Raw genomic sequence first — 17275 nt, forward strand, 5'->3', positions numbered from 1 at the left:
CGCGATCATGAGAGCCGACTACATACGCATCTACAAATCCGTCCATACCTGGACGGGCATCCTGACCGGAATGGCGCTGTTCATCGCCTTCTACGCCGGCGCGCTGACCGTATTCAAGGAGCCGCTTACCCGTTGGGCGACGCCGCCCGCGGTCGTCGCGCCCGTGCCGCTGGAAGAAACGCCCGGCCTTATCGCCAGAACCCTGCAAGCGCGGCCGGATGTGGCCAAGGGGTTCAGCATCCATCTGCAGGACGCCGAACACGTGCCGGCCCGCATGACCTGGGAAGTCCGTGACGGGCAGGCCGACGATCACGATGAATCGTCGATCCGCCACCATGTCGCCTATCTGGGCGCGGGCGGCGAGCTGCGGTTGGAGGAGTCCGCGCCGAGCGGGCTGATGTCGTTCATCGACGTGCTCCACCGCGTGGTGGGCCTGCCTGTCGACAGCGATCCCAACCGCTGGTTCATGGGCATCGTCGCATCGCTCTATGCAATCGCCCTGGTGTCGGGAGTGATCGTGCTGCTGCCGTCGCTGGTCAAGGACTTTTTCGCCTTGCGGGTCGGTAAGAACCTGAAGCGCATGTGGCTGGATGCGCATAACGTGGTGGGCATTGTTTCGCTGCCATTTCACATCGTCATGGCGCTTAGCTCGGTCGTGTTCGCGTTCCACGACGGAATCTACGATCTGCAGGACAAGCTCATGTACGAAGGCAAGCTGGAATCCGTTTTCCAGCGGTCGGGCGGCGGCGCGCCCGCTGGAGAGGCCCGGAATCCCGCGGACATGCTGACGCCCGCGGAACTGCTGGCCCAGGCGCGCGATCTCGCGCCGGGTTTCGAGCCTTACACGCTGCAGTATCAACAGGTCACCAGCCCGCGCGCCATCGTACGCGTCTGGGGCAAGGACGACAGTGCGGTATCGCCGCGGGCGCGAGGCGGCTTCGTGGCGCTCGATCCCTACAGCGGGAAGGTGCTCAACCGCGACTATCTGCCGGGCGGGCAGGACGCGCCCAACCTCTGGATCAGCAGTTTCTTCGCGCTGCATATGGCTTCCTTCGGCGGCGCGGCAGTGCAGTGGCTTTATTTCCTGCTTGGACTTGCGGGCGCATGGCTGTTCTATAGCGGCAACCTGCTGTGGATAGAAACCCGTCGCAAGCGCGCCAACCGGCAGACGGGCGAGATTCCCGTGCAACGCTTGGACACGCGGCTGATGGCGTCGGCGACCGTGGGCGTCTGCCTGGGGTGCGTGTGTGGCATTTCGTTGATGATGGTCGCGTCCAAATGGTTGAGCGGGTACGTAGGCGATCTGAATGCCTGGCTCCGGGCGCTGTACTACGTGGCGTTCTTTGTCAGCCTGGCCTGGGCATTCCTGCGCGGGGGCGCCGCGGCAGGGGTGCATCTGCTATGGGGCGCGGCAGCATTGACGCTGGCGATACCCGCGACCTCGCTCGTAGGCGGGCTGTTTCCCGCATCCGGGCTTTGGGCGCACACGTCGGCCGCGGCGCTGGCAGTGGATGCGACGGCCCTGGCGGCGGGGCTGGGATTTGCCTGGATGGCGAAGGCCAGCGCGTGCAGGATAGGACGAGGCGACGCTGACAGCGCATGGGCGCCCAGAAGGCTCGCCGCGCGCGAAAGATAGCGGACCGCTGCGAACGGGCCGTGAACAACCGAACGGATGAACATGCGTAACAAGAACAGATTGGAATGGCGGGATTGGATGTCGTCGGCCGCGCTGGCGGTTTCGATGATAGGCATGGCGCCGGGCATGGCCGCGGCGCAGTCCAGGCAGGGCGTCGTCACACCCGAGGCCCATATGGACGAACGAATTTCGCTACGGAAGGGAGAGTTCCTCGCGGGCACTTGGGCCGCGGAATCCGGCGTGACCCTGGATCTGCTGGACAGCGCCGGGCAGCACGTGCGCCGGCTGAGCGACGGCGAGAAGCCGGCCGGAGCCCTGATGCTGGTGGCGCCGGAGGACGGCCTCTACACCGTTCGCGCGCAGGGTCAGGGCCTGTTCCGCTGGGCCGTAACGGAACGCCTGCCCCTTGCGGAACAACGTGCGTCCGCGCCGGCGTTCGACAGCCCGCGCTTGGCCGCGCTGGCGGCGACGCTGGCCGCTGGCGGCACGACGGATGCCTTTTGGGATGAGGTGGCTCAGCGAGGCGCGCCGCTGGTTGAGGCCGTGGACGCCAGGCATGACCGCGTCACGTTCCTGTGGCGTGGCGCCGAACGCAATGTGCGCCTGTTCGGCGGGCCATCGTCGGACCATGCTCAGTTGGCGCGCCTGGGCAATTCCGATGTCTGGCATGCCAGCTTCGTCGTCCCCCGGTCCACGCGCCTATCCTATCGCCTGGCGCCGGATGTGCCGGAGCTTCCGGGCTCCGGCATGGCGCGGCGCCGCGCGATCCTGGCCACGGCGCAGGCCGATCCGCACAATCCCAAGGCATACCCCGTGCGCGGCGTCGACGCGTACCAGACCTATTCCATGCTGGAACTGGCGGACGCGCCGCCGCAGCCCTGGGTCGAGCCCCGCGCGGACGTGCGGCAGGGAACGGTCGAGACCAAGGAGCTGCGCAGCGATCTCATGCGCAACACGCGCAAGATCCACCTGTACCGTCCTGCTGGCTGGCAGTCTGGCGCGGCGGACAATCACGTGCTGGTGCTGTTCGATGCCGGCGCCTATCTGGGCCGCGTGCCCACGCCCACCATTCTGGATAACATGATCGCCGCCGGCGTCATTCCCCCGACAGCGGCGCTGCTTGTCGACAACCCTACGGCAGAGTCCCGCAGCCAGGAGTTGCCGCCCAATCCGGACTTTGCGGACTTTCTCGCGAAAGAGCTGATGCCGTGGGCGCGCAAGCAAGGCATCAGCGCGCCTGCCGCGCGTACGGTCATCGGCGGTTCCAGCTACGGTGGGCTCGCGTCGGCCTATGCGGCGTTGCGTCACCCCGAAGTGTTCGGCAACGTGCTCAGTCAGTCAGGTTCCTATTGGTGGTCGCCGGCCGGCGAGGAGGATCAGTGGCTGACGCGGCAGTTCGTCGCGGTGCGCAAGCTGCCGGTGCGCTTCTTCCTCGGCGCGGGGCTGTTCGAGTCCGGACGCGGCGGCCAGCCGGGCATCCTGGAGACCAACCGCCATCTGCGGGACGTGCTGCGTGCCAAGGGCTATCTGGTGACGCACCGCGAGGTGGCGGGCGGGCACGATTACCTGGTCTGGCGCGGGACCTTGTCGGATGGCTTGCTGGATTTGATCGGCACCGGCAAGCAGCGGGGCGGATAAGCCCGGCTTGAAAGCTGGCAGGCCTGCTCAGGAGGCGTCTTCGGACGCCTCGCCATGCTCGTCCCACCAGTCGCCCAGCGCGTCAAGCAGCGGCACGAGAGTCCTGCCGGAAGGCGTGAGCTCGTACTCCACGCGCCGCGGATAGCCAGCGAAATCAGTGCGCAGGACGATCCCGGCCAACTCCAGCTTGCGCAGCTCCAGCGTCAGCATCCGATGCGAGATGGTCGGATTGTCGCGGCGCAGGTCGCTGAAGCGTCTGGTGCCTTCCTTGAGGTAGTAGATGAGGAGCGCCGGCCATCTGCCGCTCAGTATCTGCATGACTTCCTCGATGGGGCAGCGCGAAACCAGGTCTTTCATGGGAGAGTCATGGTGACAAAAATGTGCGTAATTTACTTAGCCTAGCAGATCCGTAGAATTCAATCCGCTGCGCAGCGTGACCCTCATCTACGGAGAAAGAAATCTTGGAACCCATTCTTGTCTATGGCTTTCCGCTGGGAAGTTCCATGGGGCTCGTCGCTGCGCTGGAGTGGCTGGGCAAACCCTATCGCCTGTGCCGTGTGGACATGCTGAACGAAATGCGTCTGCCTTCTTATGCGCGGATCAACGCGCGCCACGAAACGCCGGCATTCGTCAGCGAGCAAGGCGCGGTTTTCACGGAAACCATGGCGATTGCGCGCTGGATCGAAAACCGGGATGACGAGCGCAGGATCAGCTTCGGTCCGCTGTCGCCGGAATCCGACCGCATGCACCAGTTCATGGCTTTTCTGAACACCGGTTTTACCGCCGCCTTCACCCCGCATTGGGTCGCCCTGGAAATGGATCCGCCTGATCCGGCCTTGCAGAAAACGCTGCGGGATTGGGGCGCGCAACGCGTCATCGAGCGGCACGACAAGCTCGAAGCGATGCTGGGCGACACGCCGTTCCTCGTAGGCGATCGTCCGACGCTGGCGGACGCCGTGCTGGTCGGCGTGGCGCGCTGGCTGGATTTCCATGAGGTCGCTGCAAAGTCCCGCTGGCCCAAACTGGCGGCGCTGCGCCAGCGCCTGGAGCACGATCCGGCGGTGAAGTATGCGATTGCGCTGGAAGATGGCGCACGCCCCGCCTGTTCGGGGCTGTGCCAGGGTCACGTGCCGCTGGAAACCTTGATCGCCACGTACGGGAAGTAGGCGGCACGCGCAAGCGCGCCGCTACTCGCCTTTGCCACGCGCGTCTGCTACGCGCGTCTGCTACGCGCGCGGCGCTTCGCCTTCCTCGCGCGCCTCCAGCTCGTTGCCCAGCACTTCGGCCGAGTCCTCGCCTCGCGGCGCTGGCTCCAGCGGACGCCGGGTGTGGCCGGCGGCGCGGGCGTCCTCGCCTTCGTCCGGACGCTCGGCCTGCACGAAGACATTCGCCGGCGGCGCATAGCCCCGCTTGTCCTGGCCGAAGTACACCACGGTATGCGGATAAGGCAGTTCGATGCCGGCGGCGTCGAAGTGTTTCTTCAGCAGCCGGTTGTAGCCGCGCTGCACGGCCCACTGCATGCCCGGCGTGGTCTTGATCAGGATCCGGATCGTCACGCCCTTCTCGTTGACCGCGGTAACGCCGGCAACCGTGATGTCTTCCAGGATCTCGGGGCCAAGCACGGTGTCGGTCATCAGCTCGGCGAAGGCCGCGCGCAGATGCACGATCGCGTCGTCCACGCTTTCGCGATGCGCGATGGTGTACTCGCCCAGGTGGTACGAGAAGTCGCGCATGTGGTTGGCGACGACGTCCACCGACGAGAACGGCACCAGATGGTAGCCGCCGTCCAGCGTGCGGATGCCCACCGAGCGTATCGTCATCTTCTCCACCGTGCCGAACACGCCCGCGACCTGCACCACGTCGTTCTCGTTCATGCCGTTCTCTAGCTGGATGAAGATGCCCGTGATGATGTCCTGGACCAGCTTCTGCGCGCCGAAGCCGATGGCCAGGCCGACCACGCCGGCGCCGGCGATCAACGGGCCGACGTCGATGCCGATCTGCGACAGCAGCACCATCAGCGTCATCGTCACGATGACGATCAGCGCCGCGTTGCGGAACAGCGCCAGCAGGGTGCGTTCGCGCGCGCTGGGCATGCCGCGTCCTTCGCTCTGGCTGAGGCGGTGCTCGATGATGCTGGCGATCACGGTCCAGGCCAGCGCCGCGATCAGCAGCACGATGACGATGTTCACCGTCATCCGGATGGCGGCGCCGCCGGCATCCGAGGCCAGCCAGCGCGACAGGTCGAAGGCGCGCCACGCGTCCAGGACCAGCAGCACCAGCACGATGCGGATGATCAGGCCGACCAGTTTCAAGGTGGCGGGCACGTAGGCGTTGACGCGAGCCTCCAGCAGCGGCAGGCGCTTGCGCAGGTCGTCAGGCAGCCTGATGGGCTTGGCCAGCGCGGCGTTCAGCAGCAGGATCAGCAGGCTGCCCACGCCGATGACCAGCAGGGTCTGCGCGGTGGCGCGGGCCATGAAGGGCAGGGCGTTGGTCGGGTCCACCTGGCTGACCACCAGCAGGATGGTGAAGTAGCCTATGCCCAGCACATGCCACACGCGCGCCAGGATGTGCAAGCGCGAACCCATGAACGTCGTCGCGCTGGCGGCGCGCCGGTCGAGGTGCCCGCGCACGGTCTGGCGGTTGCGCCAGATGACGCGCACCGCATACACGTACACGGCCAGCATGATCAGCAGGTTGGCCAGCCGGCCCAGCGCGGGCGACAGCGAGGCCGAGACCACGGGGTCGATCAGCAGCGTGCCGTAGCCGGCCGCGGTGGCGATGCGCAGCAGCCACGCATTCCAGTACCTGGCGTTTTCGTCCGTCATGGGCAAGAGGCGCAGGTGCGGATGCTTGACGGCGAATACCGTGCGGATCAGCACCTTGACGATTTCCACCGAGACGAAGGCGCGCAGAAACACCGCCGCCAGCGCATCCAGCGCGCCGCGGCCGGGCGTGCCCCACAGCGCCGCCGCGCCGCCTGCCATGGCGGCAAGCAGCACCACTCCCGCATCGATGGCCAGCGCGCCCACGATCGCGCCCGCGCGCCGGGACAGCACTCGCATGGAGGCTGGCGCGCCGCGCCTGGACGGCGCTTCGGGAGCGTGGCGCTGTTCGGCGACCCAACGGTCGATGCGTCCGTAGACGTACATGGCGATCATCCGCAGCAGGATGAAGGCGAGGATGGTGGCGGCCGCGGCCAGCGCGAGCGGCTTCAAGGCATGGCCCGCGGCGTCGCTGTCCATGCCCAGGCTGCCGCCCGAAGCCAGCGCGCGCATGTCTTCCACGCCCTGGCCCATGTCGGTCGCCAGGCCGGTCAGGAAGCGCTGGACGTTGTCGGCCATGCGTTCCTGCAAACCGGGTTCGGCGGGCTGTGCGGGCGCGGAGGCCGCGCCCGCGGAACGGGAAGCGGCGGGTTTTGCGCCGGAGGCCTGGGCGCGCAGTTCGTCCACCAGCGCCTTGCGCGCTTCGGGGTTTTCCAACAAGTCCGCCAGGGCATTCGGCGTGAGCGCCGGCGCGGATGCGGGGGGAGTCTGTGCCAGCAGTGGCGTTGCCGCCTTGGCTTGCCAGGTGAACAACAGGCAACTCAGCATTGCCGGCAGCAGCAGAATTGCCAGCCGGGGCCTTTCCCTGCGGCGCCGCCAAAGGCATACGGCGTGAAGGCGGAAGAATGCTGTCGATGCTGTCGTTGCGGATCTCGCCACTAGAGAATCTCCTGTGTGACCTCGGTAAAAAAGGGCGGCGCGCGATCGCGGTCGCAACGCCGCTGCAGGTTTGATGATAAATGCACCGCGGCGCGAGCCGGGCTGGTCGCACTGGAGTCCCTCGTTTGGAAAATGTCCGATATGCCTGGAAAATCTGGGAATTCGTCTCTATTCGTTACCTTTATGGACACCTTCAACTACATGCGCGCCTTCCGGCGCATCGTGGAACTCGGCAGCCTGGCCAAGGCGGCGGAGGACCTGGATATGTCCTCCGCCGGCCTCAGCAAGCAGCTGCGCGCGTTAGAAGCTCACCTGGGCGCCGTGCTGATCCAGCGCACCACCCGCAAGATGAGCCTGACCGACACGGGTGCGGCGTACTACGCCGAATGCTGCCGGTTGCTGGACGAATTGGACGCGCTGGAAAAATCCGTCAAGCGGGAGTCCCGCCTGGTGTCGGGGCGGCTGCGCGTGAACGCGCCGGTCTCGTTTGCCTTGAGCGTGCTGTCGCCGCTGCTGGCGCGCTTTCTGCGCCAGTATCCGGAACTGCGCCTGGACCTGGCGATGGAAGACCGGTTGGTCGATGCGGTTGGGCAGGGTTTTGACGTGTCGATACGGCTGCGCGCGCAGCTGGACGATTCTTCCTTGATCGCGCGCCGGCTGGCGTCGCTGACGCAGGTGCTGTGCGCGGCGCCGTCCTACCTCGACAGCCGCGGCCGTCCGGAGAGCGTGGACGCGCTGCGCGGGCATGACATCCTCAGCTATACCTTGGCCGAAAGCCCTGGCGCGGTTGCGGACGAGGATGCGGGCCAGCAGGCGGATCCGTTGGCCGGACCCGCGCTGGTGCAGGTCAACAACAGCCTGATGCTGCGGGACCTGCTGGAAGAGGGGCTGGGCATAGGCGCCTTGCCGTCGTTCCTGGCCGCGCCCGCCATCGCCAGCGGCAGGCTGGTGCGCGTTTTGCCCCAACAACCCGCCGCGCCTCGCCATGTCTACGCGGTCTATCCGACCAGCCGCCACCTGCAGCCCAAGGTCAAGGCCTTTGTGGATTTCATGGCGGAGCATCTGCCGGCGGCCATGCGCGGCGATTGTTGACGCGCAGCTAATAAAGTCCTGCCGGCGGACACCTTACTCCCGCGCCGGCCCGTCCTTAAGCTGGCGTCCATTGAAACGAGATGGACGCCATCATGACTTCGACCTCCAATTACGCACCCGCCGCGCCGCTGACCGTGGACTTCTTCCATGACGTGGTTTGCGGCTGGTGCTATGTCATGTCTCCCCGCCTGCGCCAGGTCGCGGCCGAACTGGGCATTGCCGTGCGCCAGCGCAGCTTCGTGCTGCAAGAATCGCCTGAACAGATGTGCCAGGTGTTCGGCTCGATGCCGCGCGCCAAGCAGGTGATCCTGGGCCATTGGGAAGCCTGCGCCCGCCATGAAGACCAGCCGCGCATCGACGTCGAGGGCATGCGCGCCGAATCATTCGATTATCCCAGCGGGATGGCCGGGGCGCTGGCTTGCCAGGCCGCGCATCTGCTGGCCGGCGACGCGGGCCATTGGGACATGTTCGACGCGATCCAGCATGCCCACTTGAGCGAGCACCGCAACGTCGGCGATAGCGCGGTGCTGTTGGATATCGCCGCCGGGCTGGGCCATGACCGGGGCGAATTTGCCGCCTTCATGCGGGGCGGCGAGGTTTTGCAGCGCGTGCAGGCCGATCGCGCCGCCGCCGCGCGGCTGGCCATCGACTCCATTCCCACGTTGATCGCCGGGCCGCACCGGGCCCGCCTGCACACCATGTCCACGGCCGATCTGCGGGACAGGCTGCGGGTGCTGATGCCCGCAGTCGAGGCTTGATCGCCGCGCATCGGGGCGCCGCCCACGTTTTCCTTCTTTCCATTTTTCCGTCCGCAGGACGGAAACCACACGCACAAGGTGCATCATGACTATCCGCTACACCCGCAAACTTCTTGGCCTGGCGCTGGGCGCCGCCTTGAGCTTCAACGTACTCGCGCACGGCGCACCCGCCCGCGCGCCTGCCTCCGGACAGCAAGTGGGCATCAGCCCCTGGGGGCCGGACGATGAGATCGGCCGCCTTAACCTGATCACGCCCGAATCGCGCGCCGCGGTCATGTCGCGCGTGGCCGGCGGCAAGGTCTATGACCTGGCCACGGAATACTACGTGGGCATGCCCAGTTGGCAGGACGCGGGCGATCCGCACTACCAGTTCTGGATGACGCACACGCCGCGCGGCACCGAAGTCGACGACCCCATGGGCGTGGGCAAGGACATGAACGCGATGCGCAGCTACACCGGCACGGCGTTCTCGATGTATAGCCACACCGGTACGCACATCGATGCGCTCAACCATTTCGGCATCCACGGCAAGATCTGGAACGGCTTTCGCGCCGACGAGCATCTGGGGGACCGCGGCTGGAAGCGCACGGGCATCGAGAAGTTCCCGCCGCTGGTGGCGCGCGGCGTATTGATCGACGTGGCCGCGCTCAAGGGCGTGGAGATGCTGCCCGACCAGTACCGCATTACCCGACAGGACCTGAAAGCCGCGCTGGCGCGCCAGAAGACCGAGCTGCGCGAGGGCGACATTGTCCTGATCCGCACCGGCCGCATGAAGCTGTACAACGATCCGGCGGCCTACATGGCCAAGCCGCCGGGCATGGGCCTGGACGCTGCGCGTTATCTGGTCGAGGAGGGCGGCGCCATGATTCTGGGGGCGGACAACCTCAGTTTCGAGACCTTCCCGTCGGAGGTGTCCGACGACTATGTGCCGCTGCATACCTATCTGCTGGCGCAGAAGGGCGTGCCCATCATCGAGCTGGCGGCACTGGACGAGCTGTCGCGCGACCAGGTCTATGAATTCGCCTTCATCGGCGGGCCGCTGAAGATCCGCGGCGGCGATGCGGCGCCGCTGCGTCCGGTGGCGATGCCGCTGCGCTGAATTATTTGCTGCGCTTGACCATCGCCACGATGGTATCCGTCAACTCGTCGCGCGCCTGATCCACGCTGATGTCCTGGGCCACAGCCGCGTGCGCCAGGCCGTCAGCCGCGCCCAGCATCGCCCACATGCCGGCCAGCGAAACTCCCGCGGGTCCGGCATAAGGCGCAAGTATGGCTTGGCATTTCTTGATGAAGGCCTGTTGGTATTGATGCTTTACCGCGGTCAGTTCCGGGGAGCCGCCCAGCGCGGCCAGCACGCCGGGTATTTCGCGTCCCTGCGTCATGACGCATTCGATGTAGCCTGCGGCGATGACCCGGGCCTTTTCCTTCAAGGCCGGCTTGCTGGCGGCGATCGCCGCGTCGATGAGCGCGGTCTGGCGGACGTCGAAGTCCTGATACAGCGCCACCAGCAAACCGTTGCGCGTGCCGAAGTGGTCGTAGGCCACGGGCTTGGTGATGCCCGCTTCCGCGGCCAGCCGTCCCAGGGTCAGGGCGTCCGTGCCTTCGTCGCTGATCAGTTTCCAGGCGACGTCCAGCAGTTGGCGCTGGCGCTCGTCGCGCGACAGGCGGCGCTGGGGGGCGGCTTTGGCGGGGCTTGGTGTTTTTGTGGTCATGATTCGACTTCCTCCTCGCGGATTACAGCACGCGAGGAGAAGATCTTCTGGCCTAGGGTCCGGGCGGCGTCGAGATGCGCGGCGGGAAAGCCCGCGTCCGACGGCAGCAGCAATTCGGACGTGACCACGTTGGCGCCGCAGTAGCCGAAGATGCCGTGGTCGATCTGCGTCTTCATGGCGCCGAAGTAGCCGTGCCGAGCGTAGGTGCGCTGGTTGGCGCCGCCCAGCGCGACCAGGTGCACGTCGAGGCGTTGCAGCTTCTTGACCAGCTTGCCGTCCGTGTCTTCGTAGGCCCAGCCTTGGGTGAACACCCGGTCGATCCAGCCCTTGAGCAGGCCCGGGAAGGACCACCAGTACACGGGGTAGACCAGCGCCAGCGCATCCGCGCGTTCGAGCCGTGCATGTTCCGCGGCGACTTCCGGCAGGGCTTCCCCCTTGCCCATGGCCAGCGCCACGTCCGGCTGGGTGAACCGCGGGTCGAAGCCTTCCGCGGCCAGGTCGGCGACTTCGAATGTGTGTCCGGCATCGGCAGCGGAAATGCCTGCCGCGACCTGTCGCGCCACCGCGTGGGTCAGCGACGCGGGATCGGGATGTGCAACAACGATTAGCGCATGCATGGCATCTGCGCTCCATCAAAATAATTAACCTACTGATAGTAACTTACTTTTGGTAGGTTGAGATTTTGACGTGAGTAGCGGCGCTGCTCCCTGGGAGGCCGACAGCCCGGCGCAGGGCGGGGCGCTTGCTAGTGGCTGGGAATTTGCGCCAGCACCAGCTGGGTGGTCTGGCGCAGGTGTTGGGCCAGCAGCTCGGCGGCGGTGTCGGCGTCGCGGGCCAGCGCGGCGTCCAGCAGTTTGCGGTGTTCGTCGGCGACGTTGCGTTCCTTGCCCTTCTTTGGGGAGGCGGCGTTCTTGGCGCCGGCATTCAGCTGTACCGACAGGTAGCGATAGCGCGCCGTCTGGTCGCGCAGCAGTTCGGCGATGGCGATGAGCGACTTCGAATCGCTGCCGCTGATCAGCGCCGAATGGAAAGCGGAATGCGCTTGTTCCCATTCAGCCGACAAGCCGGAGCCGTCCGCCGCGTGCAGGGGCAGGCGGCTCAGGCGGTAGTGCGCGCCGGCCAGCCGCTCTTCCCAGTCCAGGCTGCCGCGCGCGATGGCGCGGCGCAGCGCTTCGCATTCGATGTGGATGCGGGTTTCGGTGATGTCCAGCAGTTCTTCCGCCGAGACGTCCGCCACGCGGAAACCGCGCTGGTCTTCCGCGACCACGAATCCGCTGGTCGCCAGGCGCGACAGCGCCTCTCGCAGCGGAATCGCCCCGCTGTCGTAGCGTTCGCAGAGATCCTTGATGCGCAGACGTGCTCCCGGGGGCAGGCTGCCCGTGATGATGTCTGCGCGGATGTCATTGGCCAGGGCCGATGCCGCGGTCCGGAATGGGGTGGAAACGGAAGTCATGCGAAACGATAAAGTTTTTATCTATGAAGCTCAAGTTATCCAGGGAAAACCAGAATATATATATTTTTATAGATTACATATTCTTCGTCCAACCCTCACCCATCAGGAGATCTCGTGAAACTGGCCACCCTAAAAATCGACGGCGCTCCTCGCGCCGCCGCACTCGTGCAGGGCCGCCTGGCGCTGCTGTCCGCTCCGGGCGTCGATCTGGGCACGCTGCTGCGCCAGGGCAAGACGCTGGCCGATTTGGAGCGCCTGGCCGCCGCGGCCACGCAGTTCATCGATCCGGCCACCGCGACCTTTCTGTCGCCGTCGATCGAACCTCCCAAGATCCTGTGCGTCGGCTTGAACTACGCCGACCACACCAAGGAAAGCCCGTACGACCAGCCCGATTACCCGACGCTGTTCTTGCGCGTGTCGACCAGCCTGGGCGCGCATGACGCCGTGGTGGAGCGTCCGGCCATCAGCGATACGCTGGACTACGAGGGCGAAATGGTCGTGGTGCTGGGCAAGGGCGGACGCAGGATCGCCAAGGAACAGGCGCTGGACCACGTGTTCGGCTACGCCGTGGGCAATGAGATCTCGGTGCGCGAATACCAGTTCAAGTCGCCGCAGTGGACGGTGGGCAAGAACTTCGACGGCACGGGAACCTGGGGGCCGTACGTGGTCACGGCCGACGAGCTGCCGGCCGGCGGCAGTGGTTTGCGGATCGAGACCCGCCTCAATGGCGAGACCATGCAATCGTCCAACACCAGCGACATGCTGTTCGATGTGGCCACCGTGATCTCGACCGTCAGCGAGGCCATTACCTTGCAGGCCGGGGACATCATTTTCTCTGGCACCCCCGCGGGCGTGGGCTTCGGGCGCACGCCCAAGCTCTACATGAAGGACGGCGACACGGTAGAGGTGGATATCGAGCGCATCGGCACGCTGCGCAACCGCATCCGCGACGAGGCGAAGTCCGCCTAGGTTTGTCACCACGCCTGCAGCGGTCCCGGCGCCATCGGCGCGCCGGGGCGTACGGCCACGATCTACTCTTGGAACTCCAGACATGCGAATCGCAACTGCTTTTGTGAAGTCATTCGTGAGCAATCCCGCCCGGCGCCGTTGGGCCAGACTGTTGTTGTCCGCGGGCCTGGCATCCAGCCTGGGTGTGGCCAGCGCCGCGGATTGGCCGACGCGGCCAGTGAAGATCGTGGTGCCGTTTGCCGCAGGCGGAACCACCGACCTGATCGCGCGGCTGATCGCAACGCCCATGTCGCAGGAGCTGGGGCAGCCCGTGGTGGTCGAGAACCGCCCGGGCGTGGGCGGGCTGCTGGGCGCGGATGCCGTCGCCAAGGCGGCGCCCGACGGCTACACGGTGTTGATGGCCAACATCTCCTATCCGCTGGCCGCCCTGGTGGCGCAGGGCGCAAAACGGCTCAACTTCGATCCCCTGGCCGACCTGCGCAGCGTGAGCGTGGTGGCCAACGTGCCATTGGTCATCACGTCCACGCCTTCGGTGCCGGCCCGCAACCTGAAGGAGTTCGCGGACCTGCTCAAGAAGAATCCTTCCACCCACTACGCCTACGGCTCCACGGGACCCGGTTCGTACATCCACGTGTTCGGCATGTGGTTCCAGGAGCAGACGGGCGCGTCCATGACGCACGTGCCCTTCAAGGGCGCGGCGCCCTTGAAGGGCGAAATGCTGGCGGGCCGCATCCAGATGGGCGGCGACCAATTGTCTTCGTCTTTGAGCGACATCCGGGCCGGCTCCCTGACCGCGCTGGCAGTCACGTCGCCGCAACGCTCGCCGTCCCTGCCGGACACGCCCACCGCCAGCGAACTGGGTTTTACCGGCATCGATACCGAGGGATGGAACGGTTTGCTCGCGCCGGCGCAGACGCCCGACGCCGTCGTGGCGCGCATCGGCCAGGCCGTGTCCAAGGCTGTTCAGCAGCCCGCCATCCGCCAGCGCCTCGCCGAGCTGGGCGCCGAGGCCAGCGGTTCCAGTCCCGAGCAGATGAGCGCTTTGCTGAAAAGTCAGTTCGCCCAGTTCGGCCCCATGGTGTCGCGCCTGCAGCTTGAGTGATGCCGTAGCGAGGATCTTTGATCCCCGGCAGCTTCGGCTTTCCAACGAGTCCAACCAGAAAGGCCAGCAATGAAAGCACTGCGTAGCGGCGTGACCGCGAGCCTGCAGTTCCTGATCGGCATCCTGGCGTGCGTGAACGCCCACGCCCAGGCCGACGCGCCACCCGTCTCCATTGTCGTTCCGCAGCCGGTGGGCAATCCCACGGACGGCGTCGCGCGCAAGCTGCAGCCGCTGCTGCAGGCCGCGCTGGGCAGGACCATCATCGTCGAGAACCAACCGGGGGCGGGCGGTTCCATCGGCACGCAACGGGTGTTGAATGCGCCGGCGGATGGACGCATGCTGTTGATCGCGTCCCAGACCGAACCCATCCTGACCCCGGCCACGATGCAGCATGTGAAGTATCGGGCGGAGAACCTGCGCGCGGTGGCGGTGGTGGCGCGGCTGCCCTACATCCTGACGGGCGGCAACGCGCTGGCGGCCAAGAACCTGGGCGAACTGACCCAGCTGGCGCAGGCCCAGGGGGACAAGGGACTGAACTTCGGGCACATCGGTCCGGGCTCGATGATCCATCTATTGGGCGAGCAATGGGCGCGGCAAAGCCAGTTCAAGCTCAACCACGTCGTCTACCGGGGCGTCCCGCCCGTCACGCAGGACCTGATGGGCGGACAGATAGAACTGAGCTTCCTGCCGCTGGGCGGATCGACGCTGGACCTGATCGAGTCCGGCCGTATCCGGGCCTACGCCACGACCGGCGCCGCGCCCAGTCCCAAGCTGCCCCAAGTGCCGCCCTTGTCCGCATCCAGCGAAAAGCTGCGGGATTTCGTGTACGGCACGTGGATCGCCTTTCTGGTGCCGGCCAAGACACCGGACGCGACCGTTGCCAGCCTGAACCGCGCGATCGTCCAGGCCATGGAAGACGCCGCGTTTCGCGAGTATGTTGTTTCCACCGGCATGGAGCTGGTGGCGCAGAACTCGGTGGCGGACATGCGGGACTTCTACCAGACGGAGACGGCGCTGTACCAGGGCCTGGCGCAGAAGGTCGCCGTCGAACAGTGAGGACAGGCCAGCCTGTCAAAACCAGAACAAGATTCTTGGAGGCAGACATGCAATCGAATGCGCAGACAGCGCCGCTCGCCGTGCACTCGGTGGACGAGTTCGTGTTCAGCGTTCCCGATCTCGAAGAGGCCAGGCGCTTCTATTCGAGCTTCGGCCTGGACGTGCGGGATGAAGGCGGCTGCCTGGCGTTGTACACCCATGGCCATCCGCACCGCTGGGCGCGCATCTTGCAGGGGGCGCGCAAGCGCCTGCTGTGGGTAAGCATGGGGATCCACGCGGACGACCTGGAACGGTTCGCCGTGCATCTGGACCGCCAGGGTATCGCCCGCCGCGACGCGCCGCAGGGCGCCGACCCCGCAGGGCTCTGGATTGAGGCGCCCGACGGGCTGGCCCTGCAATTGCGGATTGCAGCCAAGTCTTCACCGTCGGCCCCCGCGCCGCAAGAGCCGCCCCAGGCCAGCAGGGGCGCCGGCCGCGCGCCCGCGCGCAGCCAGGTGCGGCAGGTGCGGCCGTTGTACCTGTCGCACATCCTGTTGTTCAGCGCCGACGTGGTCCGGGCCACGCGGTTCTACGTGGATGCGCTCGGCCTGCGCGTGTCGGATACCTCGGGCGATGCCATCGCCTTCATCCACAGTCCGCACGGCAGCGATCACCACCTGATTGCGCTGGCCAAGTCGCATGGCCTGGGCCTGCATCACAGCAGCTGGTGCGTGCCGTCCATCGATGCGGTGGGGCAGGGCATGGAGCAGATGGGCGCGGCGGGGTATGCGGACGGTTGGGGCGTGGGCCGGCATGTGTTGGGTTCGAACTACTTCCGCTATGTGCGCGATCCCTGGGGCAGCTACGCCGAGTATTCGTACGACATCGACTTCATCGCCGAAGGACAGCAGTGGCCGTCGGCGGATTATCCGCCGGAGGATTCGCTGTATGTGTGGGGTCCGGCGTTGCCGCCGGACTTCATCACCAATCATGAGCGGGATGCCTGAGGGCGGGCGCGCTCCCCTTCAGGCTATCGCGTTCATCCCCAGAATCTCCCGCCCCGCGATCAGCGTCTGGATTTCCGTCGTGCCTTCGGGAATCATGCCGCCGCGCGTATCGCGGAAGATGCGCTCGATCGGATACTCCTCCGAGTAGCCCAGCCCGCCATGCACTTGCAGCGCCATGTTGGCCACTTCGTGGGCGGCCTCGGTGGCGTAGAGCTTGGCGATGGAGCAGGCCTGGCGCACGTCCTTGCCCGCTTCCAGCGCATGGGCCGCGCGCATGCCCAGCGCGCGTGCCGCTTCGACGCGGACCGTCATGTCGACGATGTGCTTCTGCACCAGCTGGAAGCTGCCGATGGGGCGGCCGAACTGCTCGCGCTGCTTGGCATAGTCGATGGACATGTCCAGGGCCGCCTGCGCGGCGCCGACGGCGCCCATGGCGATGTTCAGGCGCGCGGCGTCCAGGCCCTTGAGCGTGCCGGCGAGCGCCGCGCCTTCCACGCCGACCAGGTTTTCCCTGGGGATGCGCACATCGGCGAAGCCTAGTTCGGCCGTGCCGGTGCAGCGCAGCACCATGGTGTCGAGCTTGCGCACGTCATAGTTGGCCAGGGCGCGTTCGACGATGAAGGTCGATAGCTTGCCTTCGCAGGTGGGGCTGTAGGTGCGCGCCACCACCATGGCGAAGTCCGCGTCGCAGCCGTTGGTGATCCACAGCTTGCGACCATTCAGCACCCACTCGTCGCCGACCAGGTCGGCCCGCGTCTGGATGCCGGCGATGTTGGAGCCGGTGTTCGGCTCCGTCAGGCCGGTGCAGGCCTTGAGGCGGCCGGCCATGAGCGGCTTGAGGTACTTCTCTTTCTGCGCCGGCGAACCGTGGGCGGCCAGGCGCTTGATGGAACCGTTGGTGATATTGACGATGGTGCGCAGCGACAGCCAGTGGTAGCCCAGTTCTTCCATCATCATGGCCCAGGTGGGCATGTCGATGCCGTGTCCGCCCTGGTCTTCCGGCAGGTTGCCGCCGAGGTAGCCCAGCTCCGCCAGCTTGGGCATCAGTTCGAACGGAAAGGTCCGCGCCTTTTCGTGCTGCGCGACGATGGGCGCCACTTCCGCCAGCATGAAGCGGCGGATGCTGTGCTGCAGCTCCTGTTGTTCGGGCGTCAGGTCGATGTTGCTCATGC

At 66.3% G+C, this 17275-nt stretch carries 16 protein-coding genes; 10 read left to right on the plus strand and 6 right to left on the minus strand.

Annotated elements, in window-relative coordinates:
- Window positions 1-7 precede the first annotated feature (7 nt).
- Both NGK62_RS17065 and fes read left to right on the plus strand, forming a co-directional pair.
- A complete protein-coding gene (locus NGK62_RS17065; RefSeq protein ID WP_251879292.1) occupies window positions 8-1636 on the plus strand; it encodes a PepSY-associated TM helix domain-containing protein in 1629 nt (542 codons plus the stop codon).
- 42 nt (window positions 1637-1678) lie between these two features.
- Window positions 1679-3274 (plus strand): enterochelin esterase, encoded by a 1596-nt coding sequence (fes, locus tag NGK62_RS17070; RefSeq protein ID WP_251879294.1) that lies wholly within the window; start codon window positions 1679-1681, stop codon window positions 3272-3274.
- A 27-nt stretch (window positions 3275-3301) separates the two neighbouring features.
- Here the strand turns inward: fes and NGK62_RS17075 are convergent, their stop codons facing one another.
- The gene (locus NGK62_RS17075) at window positions 3302-3631 is read right to left on the minus strand and encodes a winged helix-turn-helix transcriptional regulator (protein WP_059371427.1); all 330 of its coding nucleotides are present in this window, start codon (window positions 3629-3631) and stop codon (window positions 3302-3304) included.
- A 104-nt stretch (window positions 3632-3735) separates the two neighbouring features.
- On the opposite strand from NGK62_RS17075, the gene NGK62_RS17080 reads away from it, so the two are divergent.
- A complete protein-coding gene (locus tag NGK62_RS17080) occupies window positions 3736-4440 on the plus strand; it encodes a glutathione S-transferase family protein (protein ID WP_251879296.1) in 705 nt (234 codons plus the stop codon).
- A gap of 60 nt (window positions 4441-4500) precedes the next feature.
- Here the strand turns inward: NGK62_RS17080 and NGK62_RS17085 are convergent, their stop codons facing one another.
- A complete protein-coding gene (locus NGK62_RS17085; RefSeq protein ID WP_251879298.1) occupies window positions 4501-6864 on the minus strand; it encodes a mechanosensitive ion channel domain-containing protein in 2364 nt (787 codons plus the stop codon).
- Between the two features lie 294 nt (window positions 6865-7158).
- Between NGK62_RS17085 and NGK62_RS17090 the strand changes: the two genes are divergently transcribed.
- The 3 genes from NGK62_RS17090 to NGK62_RS17100 all read left to right on the plus strand — a co-directional run bounded on the left by NGK62_RS17090 (window position 7159) and on the right by NGK62_RS17100 (window position 9924).
- Complete coding sequence (locus NGK62_RS17090) at window positions 7159-8067, plus strand: LysR family transcriptional regulator (RefSeq protein ID WP_118931325.1); 909 nt, start codon at window positions 7159-7161, stop codon at window positions 8065-8067.
- 80 nt (window positions 8068-8147) lie between these two features.
- Entirely contained in the window at window positions 8148-8825 is a 678-nt protein-coding gene (locus NGK62_RS17095) for a DsbA family oxidoreductase (protein ID WP_251879300.1), read from the plus strand.
- An 85-nt stretch (window positions 8826-8910) separates the two neighbouring features.
- Entirely contained in the window at window positions 8911-9924 is a 1014-nt protein-coding gene (locus tag NGK62_RS17100) for a cyclase family protein (RefSeq protein WP_059371442.1), read from the plus strand.
- 1 nt (window position 9925) lies between these two features.
- Here the strand turns inward: NGK62_RS17100 and NGK62_RS17105 are convergent, their stop codons facing one another.
- The 3 genes from NGK62_RS17105 to NGK62_RS17115 all read right to left on the minus strand — a co-directional run bounded on the left by NGK62_RS17105 (window position 9926) and on the right by NGK62_RS17115 (window position 11990).
- Entirely contained in the window at window positions 9926-10537 is a 612-nt protein-coding gene (locus tag NGK62_RS17105; RefSeq protein WP_251879302.1) for a TetR/AcrR family transcriptional regulator, read from the minus strand.
- Window positions 10534-11154 (minus strand): NAD(P)H-dependent oxidoreductase, encoded by a 621-nt coding sequence (locus tag NGK62_RS17110; RefSeq protein ID WP_059371444.1) that lies wholly within the window; start codon window positions 11152-11154, stop codon window positions 10534-10536. The genes NGK62_RS17105 and NGK62_RS17110 overlap by 4 nt, the downstream gene beginning before the upstream one ends.
- 128 nt (window positions 11155-11282) lie before the next feature.
- The gene (locus tag NGK62_RS17115) at window positions 11283-11990 is read right to left on the minus strand and encodes a GntR family transcriptional regulator (RefSeq protein ID WP_059371445.1); all 708 of its coding nucleotides are present in this window, start codon (window positions 11988-11990) and stop codon (window positions 11283-11285) included.
- A 114-nt stretch (window positions 11991-12104) separates the two neighbouring features.
- Between NGK62_RS17115 and NGK62_RS17120 the strand changes: the two genes are divergently transcribed.
- The 4 genes from NGK62_RS17120 to NGK62_RS17135 all read left to right on the plus strand — a co-directional run bounded on the left by NGK62_RS17120 (window position 12105) and on the right by NGK62_RS17135 (window position 16103).
- Window positions 12105-12959 carry a fumarylacetoacetate hydrolase family protein gene (locus NGK62_RS17120; protein WP_251879304.1) on the plus strand — a complete coding sequence of 285 codons (855 nt, stop codon included), beginning with the start codon at window positions 12105-12107 and terminating at the stop codon, window positions 12957-12959.
- A gap of 115 nt (window positions 12960-13074) precedes the next feature.
- Window positions 13075-14061 carry a Bug family tripartite tricarboxylate transporter substrate binding protein gene (locus NGK62_RS17125; RefSeq protein WP_251879306.1) on the plus strand — a complete coding sequence of 329 codons (987 nt, stop codon included), beginning with the start codon at window positions 13075-13077 and terminating at the stop codon, window positions 14059-14061.
- A gap of 69 nt (window positions 14062-14130) precedes the next feature.
- Window positions 14131-15117 (plus strand): tripartite tricarboxylate transporter substrate binding protein, encoded by a 987-nt coding sequence (locus tag NGK62_RS17130; protein ID WP_118931319.1) that lies wholly within the window; start codon window positions 14131-14133, stop codon window positions 15115-15117.
- Between the two features lie 47 nt (window positions 15118-15164).
- On the plus strand, window positions 15165-16103 hold the full coding sequence (locus tag NGK62_RS17135) for a VOC family protein (protein ID WP_251879308.1): 939 nt from the start codon (window positions 15165-15167) through the stop codon (window positions 16101-16103).
- A gap of 18 nt (window positions 16104-16121) precedes the next feature.
- Here the strand turns inward: NGK62_RS17135 and NGK62_RS17140 are convergent, their stop codons facing one another.
- Window positions 16122-17273, minus strand: coding sequence for an acyl-CoA dehydrogenase family protein (locus tag NGK62_RS17140; RefSeq protein ID WP_059371450.1), 1152 nt, complete (start codon window positions 17271-17273; stop codon window positions 16122-16124).
- Window positions 17274-17275 lie beyond the last annotated feature (2 nt).

Origin of the sequence: Achromobacter sp. Marseille-Q4954, from assembly GCF_943737025.1 — a bacterium.
GTDB classification, from domain to species: Bacteria; Pseudomonadota; Gammaproteobacteria; order Burkholderiales; family Burkholderiaceae_B; genus Achromobacter; species Achromobacter bronchisepticus_A.